Genomic DNA, 16222 nt, shown 5'->3' with positions numbered 1-16222 from the left:
CTTCGGGACGAGCATCCGGCTTCGGCCGCGATCTCCAGCCGGGGACGAATGACAAAAATGATGAAACCAATGAGGGTCGGCGACTATGCCGGCGCAAATTCCGCCGTTTCCGATGCCGAAGGCGACGACGAAAGCCTTCTCAAGATCGGCGACATGGCAAAGCTGTTCGGCGTGACGCTGCGCACGCTGCGCTTCTACGAGGACAAGGGCCTGCTCAGCCCGAAGCGCGAGGGCAGCCAGCGCCTCTACACGCGGCGCGACCGGGCCCGGCTGAAGCTCATCCTGCTCGGGCGCAAGGTCGGCTTCTCGCTGCGCGACGTGAAGCAGGTGATGGATCTCTACGATCCGACCGGCTCCAACGCCAAGCAACTGCGCATGACGCTCGACAAGTCGGAGAAGCAGCTGGGCCGGTTGCAGAAGCAGCGCGCCGCGATCGACGACGCGATGGACGAGCTCGGCAAGCTGATGGCGGCGGTGCGCCGTATGCTGGCGGAGCGCTCGGTGGCGACCTCCAACGCGGCCTGAGGCCGCGGCACGTCGCCGCGCTCCTGGCTTTTCGCACGAAGGGCGGTGGACCGATCGGTCCGCCGCTCTTTTTTTGTTGATGGCGGCGCGCCGCGATCGGGGTCGAAAGGCACCTGGTTAACTCCAGTCGGAGCCCTAGAACCCTCACGCAGCAGATTGACGTTTACGCAAACGTCAATTATGAGTCGGCAAGTCGTTCGTCGTCGGCTGCTTCGGATGCGGCCGGCCCATGCCGCGATCAGGAGGAAGCATGCCGACCTACAGGGCGCCGGTCCAGGACACGCTGTTCGTGCTGAAGGAGGTGCTCGGCTACGAGCGCTACAGCAACCTGCCGGGCTTCGCCGATGCCAGCCCGGACGTGCTCGAGGCGATCCTCGACGAGGCGGCCAAGCTCGCCGAGAACGTGATGCAGCCGCTGAACCGCGTCGGCGACATGCAGGGCTGCGTGCGCAACGACGACGGCTCGGTGACGACGCCGAAAGGTTTCAAGGAGGCCTTCGACCAGTATCGCGAGGGCGGCTGGCTGGGGCTCGCCGTGCCGGCGGAGTTCGGCGGGCAGGGGCTACCCTACTGCGTGCATACCGCCGTCGGCGAATACATGGTCTCGGCCAACATGGCGCTGATGATGTATCCCGGCCTGACCCAGGGCGCCATCGCCGCCATCCTGACCCACGGCTCGGATGCGCAGAAAGAGACGTACCTGCCGAAGATGGTCGAGGGCGCCTGGACCGGCACCATGAACCTGACCGAGCCGCATTGCGGCACCGATCTCGGCCTGCTGCGCACCAGGGCCGTCCCGCAGGCGGACGGCTCCTACAGGATCTCCGGGCAGAAGATATTCATCTCGGCCGGCGAGCACGACCTGGCCGACAACATCGTCCACCTGGTTCTCGCCCGCATCGAGGGCGCACCGCAGGGCACCAAGGGCATCTCGCTGTTCATCGTGCCGAAGTTCATCCCGGACGCCGACGGCAATCCGGGCGAGCGCAACGGCGTCTCCTGCGGCTCCATCGAGGAGAAGATGGGCATCCACGGCAATTCGACCTGTGTCATGAACTATGACGAGGCGACCGGCTGGCTGATCGGCGGCGAGAATGCCGGGCTGAGGGCGATGTTCACCATGATGAACGAGGCGCGGCTCGGCGTCGGCCTGCAGGGCCTGGGCGTCGGCATTGCCGCCTACCAGAATGCCGTCGCCTATGCCCAGGAGCGGCTGCAGGGCCGTTCCCTCTCCGGCCCGAAGGTGCCGGACAAGCCGGCCGACCCGATCATAGTCCATCCCGACATCCGCCGCAGCCTGATGACCATGAAGGCCTTCAACGAGGCCGCCCGGGCGCTGACGCTGTGGACGGCGATCCGCTCCGACGTCGCTAACCGCTCCGGCGACGATCACGACCGCGAGGCGGCCGACGACGCGCTCGGCCTGATGACGCCGATCGTCAAGGGCGTGCTCACCGACAAGGGGTTCGAGCATGCGGTGATGGCCCAGCAGGTGTTCGGCGGCCACGGCTACATTGAGGAGCACGGCATGAGCCAGTTCGTGCGCGACGCCCGCATCGCCATGATCTACGAGGGCGCCAACGGCATCCAGGCGCTCGACCTCGTCGGCCGCAAGCTCGCCCTCAACGGCGGCCGCGCCGTCCAGGCCTTCTTCAAGGAGGTCGGCGCCTTCTGCGAGGAGAACCGCGCCGACGACAAGATGGCGCCGTTCACCAAAGCGCTGAAGAAGGGCCTCAACGACCTGCAGGCGGCGACCATGTGGCTGATGCAGAACGCCATGGCCAAGCCCGACAATGCCGGTGCCGCCTCGACCGACTATCTGCACCTCTTCGGCCTGGTGTCGCTGGGCTACATGTGGGGCCTGATGGTGAAGGCGGCGCAGGCGAAGCTGGCCGAAGGCGCCGGCGACGCGGCCTCCTTCTACGAGCACAAGATCGTCACCGGCCGCTATTTCATGGAGCGCGTGATGCCCGAGACGGCGGCCCACCTCGCCCGCATCTCGACCGGCGCCGACACGATGATGGCGCTGCCGGCGGAGGCGTTCTAAGGTTTGGATATGAGAAAGGTCGCGCTCCTTCGCACCCCCCTCTGTCCTACCGGACATCTCCCCCGCAAGGGGGGAGATTGGCCGGCCGCTCCGATTTCGCCAGTCTCCAACGTCGCAGAAAGAGTCGCGAGGCCGCAACTGCCAATCTCCCCCCTTGCGGGGGAGATGTCCGGCAGGACAGAGGGGGGTGTGGCGGCCTTCACCATTTCCAGGTCGCGCCCATGACCGATCCCGCCACCATCCTCGGCCTGCCGAAACCCGCCTGGGCGGGCGAGGACGTCGCCATGCTCTACGACATGGCGCGGCGCTTCATGGCCGACGAGATCGCGCCGCACTACGAGACCTATGAGAAGAACGAGATCGTCGACCGCTCGGCCTGGGAGAAGGCCGGCGCGGCAGGGCTGCTCTGCGCGTCGATGCCGGAGGAATATGGCGGTTCGGGCGGCACCTACGCGCATGAAAGCGCCATCATCGAAGCCATCGGCCACACCGGCGTCGACGGTTTCGGCATCGTGCTGCACAACGCCATCGTTGCGCCCTACATCCTTCACTACGGCTCGGAGGAGCAGAAAAGGAAGTGGCTGCCGAAGCTGGCGACCGGCGAGCTGATCGGCGCTATCGCCATGACCGAGCCCGGCGCCGGCTCCGACCTGCAGGGCGTCAAGACGCGCGCCGACAAGGACGGCAACCAGTATCGCATCAACGGCTCGAAGACCTTCATCACCAACGGGCAGCACGCCAACCTGGTCATCGTCGTCACCAAGACCGATCCGACCAAGGGCGCCAAGGGCACCTCGCTGATCGTCGTCGAGACCGACGGCGCCGAAGGTTTCGAGCGCGGCCGCAACCTCGACAAGATCGGCATGAAGGCCAACGACACGTCGGAGCTGTTCTTCACCGACGTGCGCGTGCCGACCGCCAACCTGCTCGGCCACGAGGAAGGCCAGGGTTTCGTCCAGCTCATGCAGCAGCTGCCGCAGGAGCGCCTGCTGATCGCCGGCCAGGCCATCGCCATGATCGAGCGGGCGCTCGCCGTCACCATAGACTATGTCAAGGAGCGGAAGGCCTTCGGCCAGGCGATCATCGAGTTCCAGAACACGCAGTTCAAGCTGGCGGAGCTGAAGACCGAGGCGACGGTCGGCCGCGTCTTCTACAACGACTGTGTCGCCCGGCACATCGCCGGTGGCCTCGACCCGGCGACGGCCTCGATGGCGAAGTACTGGCTCTCCGACTTGCAGTGCAAGGTCGTGGACGAATGCCTGCAGCTCTTCGGCGGCTACGGCTATATGAACGAATACCCGATCGCCCGCATGTACCGCGACGCCCGCGTGCAGCGCATCTATGGCGGCACCAACGAGATCATGAAGCTGCTGATCGCGAGAGGCCTGTAGGGAGCGGAACGGTGCAACGGATCGACCACAATCCCGTGGAAGGCATCTACCCGGCGGACGACTACATCCACGCCGTGGAGGTCCGCGATCCCAGGCGCTTCCTGTTCGTGGCCGGAACGATGGGGCTCAATCCGGACTGGTCGGCGGGCAGGACGGTCGACGAGCAGCTCGACCTGATCTGGTCCAACATCCGCACCATTCTCGCCAGCGCCGACATGTCGGTCGACAACGTCGTGCGGGCGACGAGTTACCTGCGCGACCGCGCCTATGCCGAGAAGAACGCTGCCGCCCGGCTGAAGGCGCTGGGCGGGCGCAGGATTCCAACAACCGCCATCGTCGCCGAGACCCTCGCCGACGACTGGCTCATCGAGATCGAAGTCATCGCTGCGGCCTGACTTCCAAACGCCGAGGAGACCACCATGCCCGAAGCCTATGTCTATGACGCCGTGCGCACGCCGCGCGGACGCGGCAAGAAGGACGGATCGCTGCACGAGGTGCCGGCCGTGCGGCTCGGTGCAAAAGTGCTGGAGGCAGTGCGCGACCGCAACGGCCTCGACACGTCGCAGGTCGACGACATCATCTTCGGCTGCGTCGACCCGGTCGGCGAGGCCGGCTCGGTGATCCCGCGCTCGGCCGCCTTCGAGGCCGGCTACGACACCAAGGCGCCCGGCATGCAGATCTCGCGCTTCTGCGCGTCGGGCCTCGACGCCATCAATTTCGGGGCGGCCAAGATCGCGCAGGGCGCCGACGAGATCGTGATCGCCGGCGGCGTCGAATCGATGAGCCGCGTCGGCATGGGCATGTCCGGCGGCGCCTGGTTCATGGACCCCTCCGTCGGCCTGCCCGGCTGGTTCATGCCGCAGGGCGTGTCGGCCGACCTCATCGCCACCAGATACGGTTTTTCGCGCGACGACGTCGACGCCTATGCGGTGGAGAGCCAGAAGCGCGCGGCGAAGGCCTGGGAGAAGGGCTATTTCAGGAAATCGGTCATCCCGGTTAAGGACCAGAACGGCCTCACCATCCTCGACCATGACGAGCACATGCGGCCCACGACCGACATGCAGGCGCTGGCCTCGCTCAATCCGTCCTTCGTCATGCCCGGCGAGATGGGCGGCTTCGATGCGGTGGCCGTGCAGCGCTATCCCGAACTGGAGGAAGTCAACCACGTCCACCACGCCGGCAATTCCTCCGGCATAGTCGATGGCGCAGCCGCCGTGCTGCTCGGCTCCAAGAAAGCAGGCAAGGCCATGGGGCTGAAGCCGCGGGCGCGCATCAAGGCTTTTGCCAACATCGGCTCCGAGCCGGCGATGATGCTGACCGGCCCGGTCGACGTCACCGAGAAGCTGCTGAAGCGCGCCAGGATAAAACTCGAGGACATCGACCTGTTCGAGCTCAACGAGGCCTTCGCTTCGGTCGTGCTGCGCTACATGCAGGCCTTCGAGATCGACCCCGACAGGATCAACGTGAATGGCGGCGCCATCGCCATGGGCCATCCGCTCGGCGCCACCGGCGCGATGATCTTCGGCACGGTGCTGGACGAACTGGAACGCCGCGACCTGAACACCGCGCTGGTGACGCTGTGCATCGGCGCCGGCATGGGCACCGCCACCATCATCGAGCGGGTATAGCGCGACTATCCCTCCCCCTCGAGGGGAGGATGGCCGCGAAGCGGCCGGGTGGGGTCGGGGCGGCAGCGCTCCGGCGCCCAGCCAGGCCGAGACATTGAGATGACCCCACCCGACCCGCTTCGCGGGTCACCCTCCCCTCAAGGGGGAGGGAAGACGCCGCGCCAAGGAGACGCTCCCCAATGACCTACACCAACTTCACCGTCGAGACCGACGCCGACGGCATCGCCCTCGTCACCTGGAACATGCCGGACCGCTCGATGAACGTCTTCACCGAGGAGGTGATGAACGAGCTCGACAGGATCATCGACCAGGTCGCCGGCGACGCGGCGATCAAGGGCGCGGTAATCACCTCGGGCAAGGACAGCTTTTCCGGCGGCGCCGACCTGAACATGCTGAAGCGCATGCTCGGGATCTTCCACGCCGAGAAGGCCAAGGACCCTGAGAAGGCGACGAAGCTGCTGTTCGAGGGCGCCGGGCGCATGGGCTGGCTGTGGCGCAAGCTTGAGACGTCGGGCAAGCCGTGGGTGTCGGCGATCAACGGCACCTGCATGGGCGGCGCCTTCGAGCTGTCGCTGGCCTGCCACGGCCGCGTCGCCGCCGATGGCGACAAGGTCAAGATGGCGTTGCCGGAGGTCAAGGTCGGCATCTTCCCGGGCGCCGGCGGCACCCAGCGCGTACCGCGGCTCGCCAATACCCAGGAAGCCTTGCAGATGCTGACCACCGGCCAGTCTCTGACGCCGAAGCGCGCCAAGCAGATGGGCCTGATCCACGAGATCGCCGAGCCGAAGAAGCTGGTCGAGACCGCCAAGGCGATGATCAAGGGCGGGCTGAAGCCGGTCCAGCCTTGGGACGAGAAGGGCTTCAAGATCCCCGGCGGGCCGGTCTATTCCGCCGCCGGCGCCAATCTGTGGCCGCCCGCGATCGCCATTTCGCGTCGCGAGACTTTTGGCAACTACCCCGCCGTTACCGCCATCCTGAAATGCGTCTACGAGGGCCTGCTGGTGCCCTTCGAGACCGGGCTGCGGATCGAGCAGCGCTATTTCACCGAGATCATGCAGTCGACCGAGGCGGCGATGATGATCCGTTCGCTGTTCGTGTCGCTGCAGGAGCTGAACAAGGGCGCGCGCCGCCCGCAAGGCGTCAATCCGACGAAATTCAGGAAGATCGGCGTGCTCGGCGCCGGCTTCATGGGCGCCGGCATCGCCTATGTCACCGCCAAGGCGGGCATTCCGGTGGTGCTGCTCGACCGTGACATGCCGTCGGCCGAGAAGGGCAAGGCGCATTCCGACAAGCTGATCTCCGAGGCGGTGGCCAAGGGCCGCGCCAAGGCGGAGGACAAGGACAAGCTGCTAGCCCTGATCACGCCTACCGACGACTATGCGAAGCTCGAAGGCTGCGACCTCGTCGTCGAGGCGGTGTTCGAGGATTCGGAGGTGAAGAAGGGCGCGACCGAGAAGGCGGAGGCCGTGCTGAAATCCTCGGCGACCTTCGCCTCCAACACCTCGACCATCCCCATCACCGCGCTGGCCAAGAACTCGGCGCGGCCGAAGAATTTCATCGGCATCCACTTCTTCTCGCCGGTCGACCGCATGATGCTGGTCGAGATCATCCTCGGCAAGAAGACCGGCGACAAGGCGCTGGCCGTGGCGATGGACTATGTGCGCGCCATCGGCAAGACGCCGATCGTCGTCAACGACACGCGCGGCTTCTACGTCAACCGCTGCGTGCTGCGCTACATGGCCGAGGCCTTCCGCATGCTGATCGAGGGCGTGCCGGCGCCGATGATCGAGAATGCGGCAAGGATGGCCGGCATGCCGGTCGGGCCGCTGGCGCTGACCGACGAGACGGCGATCGACCTGGCGCAGAAGATCATGCGGCAGACCAAACGCGATCTCGGCGACAAGGCCGTCGATCCGGCGCAGATGGCGCTGATCGACACCATGGTGGACACGCATGGCCGCTTCGGCCGCAAGAACGGCAAGGGCTTTTACGACTATCCGGCCAAGCCGGCGAAGAAGAAGCTGTGGCCCGGCCTGAAGGACCTTTACCCGCAGAAGGCGCCGGAGAAGGTCGACGTCGAGGAGCTGAAGCAGCGCCTGCTCGTCACCATCGCGCTGGAGGCGGCGCGCGTCATGGAAGAGGGCATCGTGTCGGATCCGCGCGAGGCCGATGTCGGCTCGATCCTCGCCTTCGGCTTCGCGCCCTATACCGGCGGAACGCTGTCCTATATCGACGGCATGGGAGCGGACGCCTTCGTCGCGCTGTCCAAGAAGCTGCGCAAGAAATACGGCGACCAGTTCAAGGCGCCCAAGCTGCTTGTCGATATAGCGGAAAAGGGCGAGACCTTCTACCAGCGCTTCGATCCCTACACGAAGGGCGAGGAAAAGCAGGCGGCGTGACCGGCGCATGTATGTCTGGGCGCGCTTTGCGCGGGTGACGGCCACGGCGAAGAGCCGTGGCGCCTACAGCGTCGGGTCGGAGAGCCGGCTGGCGTTCCGCTGCCTGCCGACCGACATCGACTTCAACCTGCATCTCAACAATGCCCGCTACATGATGCTGGCCGATCTCGGCCGGATCGACATTTTCCTGCGCAGCGGCGTCTGGGCGCTGGCGCGCGAGCGCGGCTGGGCGCCGATGCTGGGCGGCCTGCAAACGGCGTTCGTGCGCGAGATAAGGCTGTGGCAGCGCTTCGAGGTCGTCTCATCGCTGGAGACCTGGGAAGGAACGGCGGTGATCGGCCGCCACAGCTTCGTTCTGGAGGACGGCACGACCGCGGCGATCATCGCCACGACGGCCGGCGTATATGACCGCCCGGGCCGCCGCTTCATTCCGATGGACGAGTTGATGCGGCTGCTCGGCCAGGAGGCGGCGCCGCGCCTGCCGACCGAGGCGGAGCGCGCTTTCATCGCCTCACATGCCGGCCTGCGCGAGCTGGCGAAAACGGGCGGGTGATCACCGCCCGGCGGCACCTAGCAGTCCTTTGCCATACTGCGTCTGCCATGCTTCCGTCGATCAAGTCCCGGCAAAGCCTCGCGGCGGATTTCGGCGCTTGCGGTCAAGCTCAAGATGTCGCCCTTTACCCTTTGCGGCGGACTGCTATCCTTAAGCACGCGGAGACGACGCCATGAGCAAGCTGGAACTCGCGGTTCAGGAAGCCGAGAAGCTGCCGGAGGAGCTGCGCGAAAAGCTCGGCGACGACCTGCTGCACTACATCCATAAATATCTCGCTTTGCGCGATGAGATCGAGATCGGCCTGCGCGAGCTGGATGCCGGCGAGGTCGAAGACGGAGAGACTGTACTTGCCGACCTGAAGGCACGGTATGGCGCTTAAGCTGGTTTTTGCACGCCAGGCACGGCGGGACCTCGACGGTCTTTTGTCTTACATCGCGGCAGATGATCGCCACGCCGCGAAGGCGATGCAGCAACGCCTCGACAAGGCGGTCAGACTTCTGACGGAGAAGCCGTTTATGGGACCCTCGGCCTCGGGATTGGGACGCGAGGATTTGAGAAGGTTTTCGGTTCCTCCCTACATCGTTTTCTATGCTGCGACGATGGCGCGGTTGGAAGTCGTTCGCGTGCTTCACTCTTCTATGGATTTGGATCGCCCCGGGCTGTTGGATCGAAGGCAGTAATCTCATCGCATCGCCTCTGGACAGGGGCAGCCGTCGGCTCTAGAACAACGGACAGGTATTTTTTCCTTGCCAGGCGGAGCTGCGCGATGCTCTCGCACGAACGTGTCTGGGCGGCTATCGACGCCCTTGCCGAACGCCATTCGCTGTCCGTTTCGGGGCTGGCCAAGCGCGCCGGGCTCGATTCCACTGCCTTCAACAAGTCGAAGCGCCGGTCTTCCGACGGCCGGCCGCGCTGGCCCTCGACCGAATCGCTGGCCAAGATCATCGACGCGACGAGTTCCTCGCTCGAGGAGTTCATCGCGCTGGTTTCCGGCACCAGTGGCAGGTCGGACGGCGCCCTGCCCGTGCAGCGCTCGACCGTTCCGCTGATCGGCTTCGCCCAGGCGGGAGCGGGCGGCTTCTTCGACGATGCCGGCTTCCCGGCCGGCCACGGCTGGGACCTGGTCGAGCTGCCGGTGCAGGCCGCCGGCAACGCCTATGCGCTGCAGGTGCAGGGCGATTCCATGCTGCCCGTCTACCGCGACCGCGACGTGCTGATCGTCGAGCCGGGCGCCACCGTTCACAAAGGCGACCGCGTCGTCGTCAAGACGACCTCCGGCGAGGTGATGGCGAAGGTGCTGGCGCGTCGCAACGCCCGCGAGATCGAGCTGTTGTCCATCAATCCCGAGCATCCGGTCCGGCAGATCGCCATGCGCGACGTGGAGTGGGTGGCGCGCATCGTGTGGGCGAGCCAGTAGGGTGAGGCGGTCCGTCGTCCAGCTGGTCGCCGTCGCGCTGCTTGCCGGCGGCGCGGCGCTCATCCTCGTCGGCGGTGCCGCGATCCGCTCCAGGCCGCCGGTTCCGGCCGACGTCGCGGCTGTCTCCGATCCTGCCGATGCGGACGGGAGCGCGTCGAAGCGCCTGTCCAGCGAGCGGCCTGCCTTCAAGGGCAGGGAGCGACAGTCGGCGGCGGATGCTGTCGGGGAGGAAACGGACCGGGCGGCTGCCGCGGATACCGGGCTTCCCGACGATGCCGTCGGCCCGGTCGGGACGAAAACCGGCGCTGCCGGGGGCCCGCCCGCGGCGGCGCAGTCGCCCGAGCGGCGCCAGCACATGATCCTGTTCCAGCCGGTCGCCACGGCGGCGGGCACGATCGAGGTCAAGGGTTATCGCATCGCGTTCGAAGGCATCGAGCCGATCGGGCCGGACGAGACCTGCGATGCGCAGGGACGGTCCTGGCCCTGCGGGGCGCGAGCGCGGGCCGCCTTCCGCGCCTGGCTGCGCGGCCGTTCGGTGACCTGCGAGGTGCCGCCGCAGCCCGGCTCGGAAACCATCGTCGCGCCCTGCCGCATGGGCACCGAGGACATCGCCGAATGGCTGGTCGAGAACGGCTGGGCGCGGCCCGCGGCCGATGGCCCCTATGTCGCGCTGGGCGAAACGGCGGCGCAGGCCGGCAAGGGTGTGTTCGGCGCCGCGCCGGCGATGACCGCGCCGGCCGAGGCGCCTGCGGGCAGCCAACTGCCGGCGCCGCCCGCGCCGGGAGCGATCATGGCGGCTCCGGGCGCCGAGCCGCCGCCCGAGATCATCGTGCCGCCGACGACCGGGCCGGTCGACGTGTTCCCTACGCCGCCAGCGCCCCCGCCAGCGCCTGCCCAATGAGGGCACGCGTCTCGGCGACGCCGTAAAGTGCCGCGAAGGAGCCGAAGCGCGGCCCGCGCTCCTGGCCGATCAGCACCTGGTAGATCATCTGGAAGAAGGCGACGGACACGCCGGGCCCACCTTCCGGGCTCTGCTTGGTATGATCCTGGTAGCGCTCGATCTTTCGCGCTACATTGAGCGCGGCGTTCTGGATCGCCTCGCCGTCGGCGCCGGCCGGCAGTTCGCCCAGCGCTTCCGACAGCCTCTCCAGCGCCCCGCGCTCGACCGCGTCCGGCGCGCGGTATGACTTCTGCGGCTTCACGAAATCGTCGAAGTAGCGGATGGCATAGCCGGCCAGCCGGTCGAGCTCTGGGTGCGTCTCCGGTGTTACGCCCCGCGCATGACGCGAGATGAAGCCCCACAGCACGGAGCGATCATGCGCGTTCGACGCGCTGACCAGGTTGAGCAGCAGCGCAAAGCTCACCGGCAGCTCGATGTCAGGCGGATTGCCGTCATGGATGTGCCAGACCGGATTGCCGAGCCGCTCCTTCCACGCCTGGCGCGGATAGGCCGACAGGAACGAATAATATTCGTCGACCGCCTTCGGGATGACGTCGAAATAGAGTTTCTTCGCCTGCCGCGGCCGCTGGAACATGTAGAGCGCCAGGCTCTCTGTCGGCGCATAGGTCAGCCATTCGTCGATGCTGAGCCCGTTGCCCTTCGACTTGGAGATCTTCTGGCCGACGTCGTCGAGGAACAGCTCGTAGACGAAATGCTCCGGCGCGCGTCCGCCGAGGATTTCGCAGATGCGGTCGTAGATCGGCTGGTTGGTCTGGTGATCCTTGCCGAACATCTCGAAATCGACGCCCAGCGCCGCCCAGCGCATGCCGAAATCCGGCTTCCACTGCATCTTCACCCGGCCGCCGGTCACCGGCAGTGTCGTCTCCGTGCCGTCCTCGTCGTCGAAGGTGATGGTGCCGTTCCTGGCATCGACATGCTTCATCGGCACGTAGAGCACGCGGCCGCTCTTCGGCGAGATCGGTAGGAACGGGCTGTAGGTCGCCTGCCGCTCCGCGCCCAGCGTCGGCAGCATCACCTTCATGATGGCGTCGTAGCGCTCGACGGCTCGCAGCAGCACCGCGTCGAAGCGTCCGGACTTGTAATATTCGGTGGCGCTGGCGAACTCGTAGTCGAAGCCGAACGTGTCGAGGAAGCGCCGCAGCATCGCGTTGTTGTGATGGCCGAAGCTTTCGTAGCCGCCGCCGAAGGGATTCGGCACGACGGTGAGCGGCATCTGCAAATACGGCTCGAGGAAGGCGCGGTCGGGGACGTTGTCCGGAATCTTGCGCATGCCGTCCATGTCGTCGGAGAAGCACAGCAGCTTGGTCTTGACCTTGTCCTGCGTGAGCACGCGGAAGGCGTGCCGCACCATGGTGGTGCGCGCCACCTCGCCGAAGGTGCCGATATGCGGCAGGCCGGACGGGCCGTAGCCGGTCTCGAACAGGACCGTGTCGGGAAAGCCCGTTTTCCTGTAGCGCTCGATGATCTTGCGTGCTTCCTCGAACGGCCACGCCTTGCTGTCGGCCGCTGCCGCAAGCACTTCGGGGCTGAGATCGATCACGTTGGATCCCGACATTTTCCGCTGGTCCTGGTATCTGAATAAGCCGGCGCCCGCCGGAGATGCGCCTTCCCTATTCGGCAGGGCGGGCAGCGTCAACTTTTTGGGCGATTCCGCTTGTGGCCGATCGCGGCGGTGCCTAGGGTCCGCGTCGCCGACAAGCGGAGAGACGGGATGGCCAGGCCGAGCACGCATGAAGCGCTGATCTATCTGATGGTGGTCACCTCGGCCTCCGATCGCGACATGACCGATGTCGAACTGGCGCGCATCGGCGCCGTCATCCGCACCTGGCCGATCTTCGAGGATTTCGACGAGGAGCGGCTGATCCCGGTCGCGCAGGCGTGCCAGCGGCTGCTGCACGAGGAGGGCGGGCTGGAGCGCGTCATCCACCTGGCCGTGACGGTCATACCCGTGCACCTGCACGACACCGCCTATGCCGCGGCCTTCGAGGTGGCGACGGCGGACCTGGAAATGCGCATGGAGGAGAGGCGCATCCTGCAGATGCTGCGGCAGAACCTTGCCGTCGAGGATGCCACCTCCGCGGCGATCGAGCGCGCCACGAAAGCGCGGCACCGCACGCTGACGTAGAGACCGCGCGGAGCGGGCCGCCAGTGTCTGGCGCCCTCGTGGTTAGACAAGATACCGCCCTCAGTAAAAACCGACGGGAAAATAGCGGAGGTAAAGCTCCGCGAAGACACCCTTCGCGGAGATCTGCTGCAGCGCCGCGTCGAATGCCGCGGCCAGATCCTCGTTGGCCGGCATGACTGCGATCGCCAGCCCGCCGCCGAGATAGTCGGGGGCCAGATAGGGACCGCCGGCGAAACGGCAGCAATCGGCGGCGTCGGGTGCGGCGAGCCAAGCGGCGAACCGCATGCCGTCGCCGAAGGCCGCGTCGATCTTCGCCCCCTTCATGTCGGCGAGCAGCGCGTCCGGCGTGTCGTAGGCCGCGACCTGGACGCCGGCGAAGGCATCGCGCAGCAATTGCTCATGCGCCGAACCGGCGACCACGCCGACGCGCCGGCCCTGCAGCTTGCGGGCGAGCGGTTCGGTCAAGACCCTGTCCTTCGCCATGATGAAACGGGCGGGCAGCCGCAGATAGGGCCGCGAGAAGGCGTATTTGGCGCGTGTCTGCGGCGTGACCGCGAGGCCGGCGATGATCGCCTCGCCGTCGCCCCTGGCCAGCGCCGTTTCGAGCTCGTCCCAGGGCAGCGCCTGAATCTGGCATTTTTCGGCGATCGCCAGCTCCGCGCATATCGCTCTCGCCAGATCGACATGCAGGCCCGACAGCCGGCCGGACGCATCGAGATAGTTGAACGGCGGAAAATCGGTCGCGGTGAGGAAGCGCAGCCTTTGCAAGGTCGAAAGGTCGGGCTTGGCCAGCCGCTCCCTGGCATCCCAGAAGACAGGCGGTTCGGCCGTCCATGCCGGCCGATGGAGACCGGCCAGCAGGACGACTGCCGCAAGCGCGACCTTGGCAAGCAGAGCCCAGAATTTCATCGGACCGGTGGCTCCCAACTCAAGTGAACGGCTCCGAAGCGGCAGCAATGACGTGCAGGCTACCGCCCTTGTCTTCCGCGAAAACCAGGTCGACTGCACCCCCTGTTCCTATCCGGGCATCTTGTACAGTCCGGTATGAGAAATTCCGACAAATCCGCTGGAAATGCAAATTCCGCGCGCATAGGATTGCCGCGGGACCGGCAACCTGGGGACGTTGCCATGGGGGATATCCGATCGCACATCGGAAGCGGCAGGATTGATCGCGTTCGGCGCCGGACCGGCCGGGACCGCGCCGGTCTCGCCGGCTCGCGCGAGCTCGAAAGACCGCCGGCCAAGCCGGCGGGGACCGCCTGACATGGACGGTGAAATCACGGGTTCGCGGCGGGCAGGGGACGCTGCCGGTAGCGCGCCTCGGCCCAAAGAAACGAAGCCGGCCGGCCCGGACCCGAGCGACGAGCTGATCGGGTACTTCTTTCCCGAGTTCGAAATCTGGCGCCCCATCCTCGCAAGGCTGCGGATCGCGCCCGGCATTGTGCTGAAGCTGGCGAGCCGGGCCACGGCCAACGGCACCGACTTCCAGTCCGAGCTGCTGGCGTCCGATCTGGTTTCCGAGCGCGACCTGTTTGCCACGATAGCCGACGAATTCGACGTGGGCTTCCTCGAGGAGATCGATCCCGATCGGCTGATCATGAAGCCGGAGGACCGCGCCCTCTTCCTGCGCTCGCGCAGCAAGCATCTGCACGCCTGGGTGATGGGACGCAACGGCGTCACGCATCCGGTGATCGCGCCGTCGGGCATGCGCCTGACGGAACTCGGCAAGCTGCTGCGCTCCAATCGGCTGAAGCCGATCCTGTATCTGACGTCGCCCTCCGCCCTGCGTCGCGCCATCCTGGCGCGCGCCTCCATGGCGCTGGTGAAGAAGGCGAGGAACGGGTTGCACGAGCGGTTTCCCGCCCTTTCCGCCAAGGACGTCATCAGCCCCTGGCAGGCCGCGATGCTGGCCGTGCTGCTGGTCACCGTGCCGCTGTCGCTGGTCGTTGCGACCTGGGAGGCACTGCTGGCTCTGCATGTGCTGTCGTCGCTGTTCTTCCTCGCCTGCGTCGGTCTGCGCTTCGCCGCCGCCACCGTGCAGCCGGCCAGCACACCGTCCGGGCTGGAGCGGATTCCCGCCGACACGCTGCCGTTCTACTCGGTTCTCGTGGCGTTGCATCGCGAATCGGAGGTCGTGTCCCAGCTTGTCGAGGCGTTGGAGCGCCTCGAATGGCCGAGAAGCAAGCTGGAAATCAAGCTGGTCTGCGAGGCCGACGATTTCGAGACGCTGGCGGCGCTCTCCGCTTTGCGCCTGCCGCATCATGTCGAGGTGGTGCGCGTCCCGCCGAGCCTGCCGCGCACCAAGCCCAAGGCGCTGGACTACGCGCTGCCGCTCGTCAAGGGTGACTTCGTCGTGCTCTATGACGCGGAAGACCGGCCGCACCGGCTGCAATTGCGCGAGGCCTGGCACCGGTTCGCGAGCGCGGGCGACGAGCTCGCCTGCCTGCAGGCGCCGCTCCAGATATCCAATGGGGGCCAGGGGGTCATCCCGCTGCTTTTCGCCTTCGAATATACCGCGCTTTTCCGCGGACTGCTGCCGTGGCTGTCGGGCCGGCGCACGCCGTTGCCCCTCGGCGGCACGTCCAACCATTTTCGCGGCATTATCTAGCAAACTCACCTAAAAAGCGCTATGCCAACGATAAACGTTGGCGTATGCTATTAGGTATGACCGACGAGACGTACGAACACACCATAGCCGGGCTGCTCCGAAAGCGCGGAGAAATGCTCGCCAGCCTCGCGGACCTACGCGAGCAACTTGCCGTGCTGTCGAACGATATAGAGGCGATAGAGCGCATTCTGGAAACGCTTGGCTACCAAGGTGACTTGCCAACGAAGGCCACGCGAGCGCCGCGCATCGTCCTGTTCTATCGTGGCGAGCTTCGCCAGTTCCTTCGCCAATCGCTACAGGAATACGGCCCGTCTACCTCCCGTCAGCTTGCCGAGCGGCTTGTGCATTTGGAGGGCAAGGACGCTCGGGACCGGCGTATGATGAACGATATCGTGAAGCGTATGGGTAAGGCGTTGCGGCAAATGCGAGACAGCGGAATCGTGACGCGGACTGCGGAGAAAGTACGAGGGGAGTTCGTGTGGTCGGTCGATCAAGGGCGGCATTTTGACCCTAAATAGGAGCGCGTGTTACATGAATTTAATCGGAGAGGCTTGGATTTCTGTTGACT

16 protein-coding genes are annotated in these 16222 nt (G+C 66.1%); 14 read left to right on the top strand and 2 right to left on the bottom strand.

Translation table 11 applies throughout. From position 1 onward, the window contains the following. Positions 1–57: 57 nt before the first annotated feature. The 11 genes from C7I84_RS24080 (at position 58) to C7I84_RS24030 (ending at position 10861) form a co-directional block, all read left to right on the top strand. Positions 58–525: a MerR family transcriptional regulator gene (locus C7I84_RS24080; protein WP_425351392.1), complete on the top strand. Its 468-nt coding sequence runs from the start codon at positions 58–60 to the stop codon at positions 523–525. Positions 526–775: 250 nt separating this feature from the next. Next, positions 776–2572, top strand: a complete 1797-nt coding sequence (locus tag C7I84_RS24075) for an acyl-CoA dehydrogenase C-terminal domain-containing protein (protein WP_106774761.1) — start codon at positions 776–778, stop codon at positions 2570–2572. A 221-nt stretch (positions 2573–2793) separates the two neighbouring features. Beyond that, positions 2794–3963, top strand: a complete 1170-nt coding sequence (locus C7I84_RS24070) for an acyl-CoA dehydrogenase family protein (RefSeq protein WP_207771061.1) — start codon at positions 2794–2796, stop codon at positions 3961–3963. Between the two features lie 11 nt (positions 3964–3974). Then, on the top strand, positions 3975–4358 hold the full coding sequence (locus C7I84_RS24065; protein WP_106774760.1) for a RidA family protein: 384 nt from the start codon (positions 3975–3977) through the stop codon (positions 4356–4358). Positions 4359–4382: 24 nt separating this feature from the next. After that, positions 4383–5591: an acetyl-CoA C-acetyltransferase gene (locus C7I84_RS24060; RefSeq protein ID WP_106774759.1), complete on the top strand. Its 1209-nt coding sequence runs from the start codon at positions 4383–4385 to the stop codon at positions 5589–5591. 179 nt (positions 5592–5770) lie between these two features. Next, positions 5771–7990: a 3-hydroxyacyl-CoA dehydrogenase NAD-binding domain-containing protein gene (locus tag C7I84_RS24055; RefSeq protein WP_106774758.1), complete on the top strand. Its 2220-nt coding sequence runs from the start codon at positions 5771–5773 to the stop codon at positions 7988–7990. Positions 7991–7997: 7 nt separating this feature from the next. Continuing rightward, positions 7998–8543, top strand: coding sequence for a thioesterase family protein (locus tag C7I84_RS24050; protein ID WP_106774757.1), 546 nt, complete (start codon positions 7998–8000; stop codon positions 8541–8543). A 172-nt stretch (positions 8544–8715) separates the two neighbouring features. After that, the gene (locus C7I84_RS24045; protein WP_106774756.1) at positions 8716–8922 is read left to right on the top strand and encodes a hypothetical protein; all 207 of its coding nucleotides are present in this window, start codon (positions 8716–8718) and stop codon (positions 8920–8922) included. Further along, positions 8912–9223 carry a type II toxin-antitoxin system RelE/ParE family toxin gene (locus tag C7I84_RS24040; protein ID WP_106774755.1) on the top strand — a complete coding sequence of 104 codons (312 nt, stop codon included), beginning with the start codon at positions 8912–8914 and terminating at the stop codon, positions 9221–9223. Before C7I84_RS24045 ends, C7I84_RS24040 begins: the two co-directional genes overlap by 11 nt. 86 nt (positions 9224–9309) lie before the next feature. Continuing rightward, the gene (locus C7I84_RS24035) at positions 9310–9960 is read left to right on the top strand and encodes a S24 family peptidase (protein ID WP_106774754.1); all 651 of its coding nucleotides are present in this window, start codon (positions 9310–9312) and stop codon (positions 9958–9960) included. Between the two features lies 1 nt (position 9961). Beyond that, positions 9962–10861, top strand: coding sequence for a thermonuclease family protein (locus C7I84_RS24030; protein ID WP_106774753.1), 900 nt, complete (start codon positions 9962–9964; stop codon positions 10859–10861). On the opposite strand, the gene C7I84_RS24025 is transcribed toward C7I84_RS24030, so the two are convergent. Further along, positions 10824–12476: a lysine--tRNA ligase gene (locus C7I84_RS24025; RefSeq protein WP_106774752.1), complete on the bottom strand. Its 1653-nt coding sequence runs from the start codon at positions 12474–12476 to the stop codon at positions 10824–10826. The genes C7I84_RS24030 and C7I84_RS24025 overlap by 38 nt on opposite strands. Before the next feature lie 156 nt (positions 12477–12632). On the opposite strand from C7I84_RS24025, the gene C7I84_RS24020 reads away from it, so the two are divergent. Next, the gene (locus tag C7I84_RS24020; protein ID WP_106774751.1) at positions 12633–13046 is read left to right on the top strand and encodes a tellurite resistance TerB family protein; all 414 of its coding nucleotides are present in this window, start codon (positions 12633–12635) and stop codon (positions 13044–13046) included. A gap of 60 nt (positions 13047–13106) precedes the next feature. On the opposite strand, the gene C7I84_RS24015 is transcribed toward C7I84_RS24020, so the two are convergent. Further along, positions 13107–13955 (bottom strand): transporter substrate-binding domain-containing protein, encoded by an 849-nt coding sequence (locus tag C7I84_RS24015; RefSeq protein ID WP_106774750.1) that lies wholly within the window; start codon positions 13953–13955, stop codon positions 13107–13109. Between the two features lie 355 nt (positions 13956–14310). Here C7I84_RS24015 and C7I84_RS24010 point away from each other — a divergent pair, with 355 nt between their 5' ends. Together C7I84_RS24010 and C7I84_RS24005 are read left to right on the top strand one after the other, a co-directional pair. After that, positions 14311–15654, top strand: coding sequence for a glycosyltransferase (locus tag C7I84_RS24010; protein ID WP_106774749.1), 1344 nt, complete (start codon positions 14311–14313; stop codon positions 15652–15654). A 56-nt stretch (positions 15655–15710) separates the two neighbouring features. Further along, positions 15711–16172, top strand: a complete 462-nt coding sequence (locus C7I84_RS24005) for a hypothetical protein (protein WP_133170148.1) — start codon at positions 15711–15713, stop codon at positions 16170–16172. Positions 16173–16222 lie beyond the last annotated feature (50 nt).

The organism is Kumtagia ephedrae (assembly GCF_003012745.1).
GTDB classification, from domain to species: domain Bacteria; phylum Pseudomonadota; class Alphaproteobacteria; order Rhizobiales; family Rhizobiaceae; genus Kumtagia; species Kumtagia ephedrae.
Note: the sequence above shows the minus strand (reverse complement) of the source record. Positions and strands in the feature narration are given on the sequence as shown.

Coding starts and splice junctions, on each gene's coding strand:
- C7I84_RS24080 (WP_425351392.1), top strand. CDS start 58: ATGATGAAACCAATGAGGGTCGGCGACTATGCCGGCGCAAATTCCGCC.
- C7I84_RS24075 (WP_106774761.1), top strand. CDS start 776: ATGCCGACCTACAGGGCGCCGGTCCAGGACACGCTGTTCGTGCTGAAG.
- C7I84_RS24070 (WP_207771061.1), top strand. CDS start 2,794: ATGACCGATCCCGCCACCATCCTCGGCCTGCCGAAACCCGCCTGGGCG.
- C7I84_RS24060 (WP_106774759.1), top strand. CDS start 4,383: ATGCCCGAAGCCTATGTCTATGACGCCGTGCGCACGCCGCGCGGACGC.
- C7I84_RS24055 (WP_106774758.1), top strand. CDS start 5,771: ATGACCTACACCAACTTCACCGTCGAGACCGACGCCGACGGCATCGCC.
- C7I84_RS24050 (WP_106774757.1), top strand. CDS start 7,998: ATGTATGTCTGGGCGCGCTTTGCGCGGGTGACGGCCACGGCGAAGAGC.
- C7I84_RS24045 (WP_106774756.1), top strand. CDS start 8,716: ATGAGCAAGCTGGAACTCGCGGTTCAGGAAGCCGAGAAGCTGCCGGAG.
- C7I84_RS24040 (WP_106774755.1), top strand. CDS start 8,912: ATGGCGCTTAAGCTGGTTTTTGCACGCCAGGCACGGCGGGACCTCGAC.
- C7I84_RS24035 (WP_106774754.1), top strand. CDS start 9,310: ATGCTCTCGCACGAACGTGTCTGGGCGGCTATCGACGCCCTTGCCGAA.
- C7I84_RS24025 (WP_106774752.1), bottom strand. CDS start 12,476: ATGTCGGGATCCAACGTGATCGATCTCAGCCCCGAAGTGCTTGCGGCA.
- C7I84_RS24020 (WP_106774751.1), top strand. CDS start 12,633: ATGGCCAGGCCGAGCACGCATGAAGCGCTGATCTATCTGATGGTGGTC.
- C7I84_RS24015 (WP_106774750.1), bottom strand. CDS start 13,955: ATGAAATTCTGGGCTCTGCTTGCCAAGGTCGCGCTTGCGGCAGTCGTC.
- C7I84_RS24010 (WP_106774749.1), top strand. CDS start 14,311: ATGGACGGTGAAATCACGGGTTCGCGGCGGGCAGGGGACGCTGCCGGT.
- C7I84_RS24005 (WP_133170148.1), top strand. CDS start 15,711: ATGACCGACGAGACGTACGAACACACCATAGCCGGGCTGCTCCGAAAG.